The organism is Pyrobaculum sp. (genome assembly GCF_049971835.1).
Lineage (GTDB): Archaea > Thermoproteota > Thermoprotei > Thermoproteales > Thermoproteaceae > Pyrobaculum.
The window spans coordinates 1-1728 of the sequence record NZ_JBMFKV010000324.1; the positions used below are offsets into that span (position 1 = coordinate 1).

3 protein-coding genes are annotated in these 1728 nt (G+C 50.9%); all 3 read right to left on the reverse strand.

The genetic code is table 11. The features are described from left to right. A partial coding sequence (locus ACP5J3_RS14230; protein WP_428496282.1) for a hypothetical protein occupies positions 1-472 on the reverse strand: 472 nt, incomplete at its 3' end. Beyond that, positions 472-1062, reverse strand: a complete 591-nt coding sequence (locus tag ACP5J3_RS14235; RefSeq protein WP_428496283.1) for a hypothetical protein — start codon at positions 1060-1062, stop codon at positions 472-474. The genes ACP5J3_RS14235 and ACP5J3_RS14230, both read right to left, overlap by 1 nt. Further along, positions 1062-1481 (reverse strand): hypothetical protein, encoded by a 420-nt coding sequence (locus ACP5J3_RS14240; protein ID WP_428496284.1) that lies wholly within the window; start codon positions 1479-1481, stop codon positions 1062-1064. The genes ACP5J3_RS14235 and ACP5J3_RS14240 overlap by 1 nt, the downstream gene beginning before the upstream one ends. Between the last annotated feature and the right edge of the window lie 247 nt (positions 1482-1728).

A 1728-nucleotide genomic window follows, 5' to 3' on the forward strand; every position in this document is an offset into this window, starting at 1 on the left:
CTGTGGTGTATATGTAGTACTCTCTGCCTTGGCTGTCTACGCGCTTCTGTCTGGCGAGGCGGGGGGCCGGGAGATCTCCTTGGCAACTGGCCCATTCTTTGACGGTTTTTTCCAGAACGGCCCGGGTGCCTGTGCCGCTGAGTATTTCGATGCCTGGGGCGGCTGAGGTTAGCTCGGCTGTGTTGATTTCGCACTGGGCGGGGGCTCTGCTGTCTCTCCCGACGGTGATTAGGACCTTGTCTCCGGCGGCCTCTATGGTGAGGGGGTAGTAGAACTCTACGTATGCTGTGTAGTTGCCCGGCTCTATTCCGGCGCGTTGTGTCATTAACTTGATTAGGGTGGCGGCTTCGTAGCACGCTCTTAGATTTATGTCGTAGACGGCGCCGTCGTACAGTGTGAATACGTAGAGCATGGCGGCTGCCCCCCCGGCGAGGATTACGGCGTATAGCAGGGCGGTTGCGGGGATTTCCATCACCTAGCCAGGGCCTTCCTGATGTACAGCTTGATGAAAGTCGCCGACCCGCTGTATACCTCTCTCCCGGCGGCTGAGATAGTAACTGTGCAACTGGTGGATTCCTTTGGGATTATTGTGATTTCTTTTGTGTCTATGGTTTCTAGGGCTAGGGGGGAGCCGTATATTTTTTCATCTGCGATGTTTGTAATATTGGTGAAGGTAATGGCTATGTACTTGACGCCGTAGAGGGTCTCTGTGGATATGTACGACCCGTAGGGGGAGACTTCGCCTTCTTTAAACACCGCGGTGAGGTCTGGCTTTACCTCTGTCAAGCTCTCCATGGGGTGCGGCGCGAGGTACCACGCCGAGGCATCGTAAGAAGTTGCGCCGATGGAGTCAGCGACGCAGTTGCTTGACCAGCTGATTTTGAAATCTAGTTTTTTGACGTAGAGCGCCTCTCTGAAGTTGTATATGTTTGATACTTTCAGCAACTGCCAGCCCACGTCTAGAGCCTTGGCCGAGTCTAGAAGAGGAAAAAGGAAAGTAGACACAGTGGCTACTAACGCGACGACGAGGAAAAAAAGGAGGATAGTTGGTACGATGTCCATTAACGCACCGTTACGGGGTAAAGCTCAGATCTCTCATCGTTTCCTCCTTTCTTGTAGTATACAGCTATGTAGTAAGTAGTACCAGGTTCTAGATTTTCTGAGATCTCACCTACTAGAGTTTTAGATTGACCTGCTTGTAGATCGGCATTCTGAATTTTTTGTATGGGTTTCTCATCCCCGCCAACGATTATTACAGCTTTTGAAATTGTCGTTGAGGCGCCGCCCACCTCTCTTACAGTTATCGATACGTCATATTTGTTGTTGCTCACTTTTGTAATGCTTGCTTTTTCGATTATGACTTTTGGCTGTGGGTTGAACATGCCTGAGAACATGCCCCAGAACATTAGGACGGCTAGTATGCCTATCACCGTCAGCAGTACTGCTATTACCACGCCGCTGATGCCTCTTGGGTTCCGCATGTTTTGAGTTTTGCTGTTGTTTTTAAGTTTTTTGTCTATTTCTGGTGTGTAGTTGGCGGCTGGTTTGGGCTGTGTCTCTGAAGTGTTGTGTGTGAATTCATATGGTGGTGTGTCGTGCCTTATTTATGGTCGGTGTGTGGTTTCTGGCTTGGGTTGGGGCTGTGGGGTTTATGTCGCGGTTGAGCTGAGTGACGTCTTGTGTGGGCCTGTGCGGGGGTTGGTTGTGTAGTTGTGAGGGGGTTGTGGG

Coding starts and splice junctions, on each gene's coding strand:
- ACP5J3_RS14235 (WP_428496283.1), bottom strand. CDS start 1,062: ATGGACATCGTACCAACTATCCTCCTTTTTTTCCTCGTCGTCGCGTTA.
- ACP5J3_RS14240 (WP_428496284.1), bottom strand. CDS start 1,481: ATGCGGAACCCAAGAGGCATCAGCGGCGTGGTAATAGCAGTACTGCTG.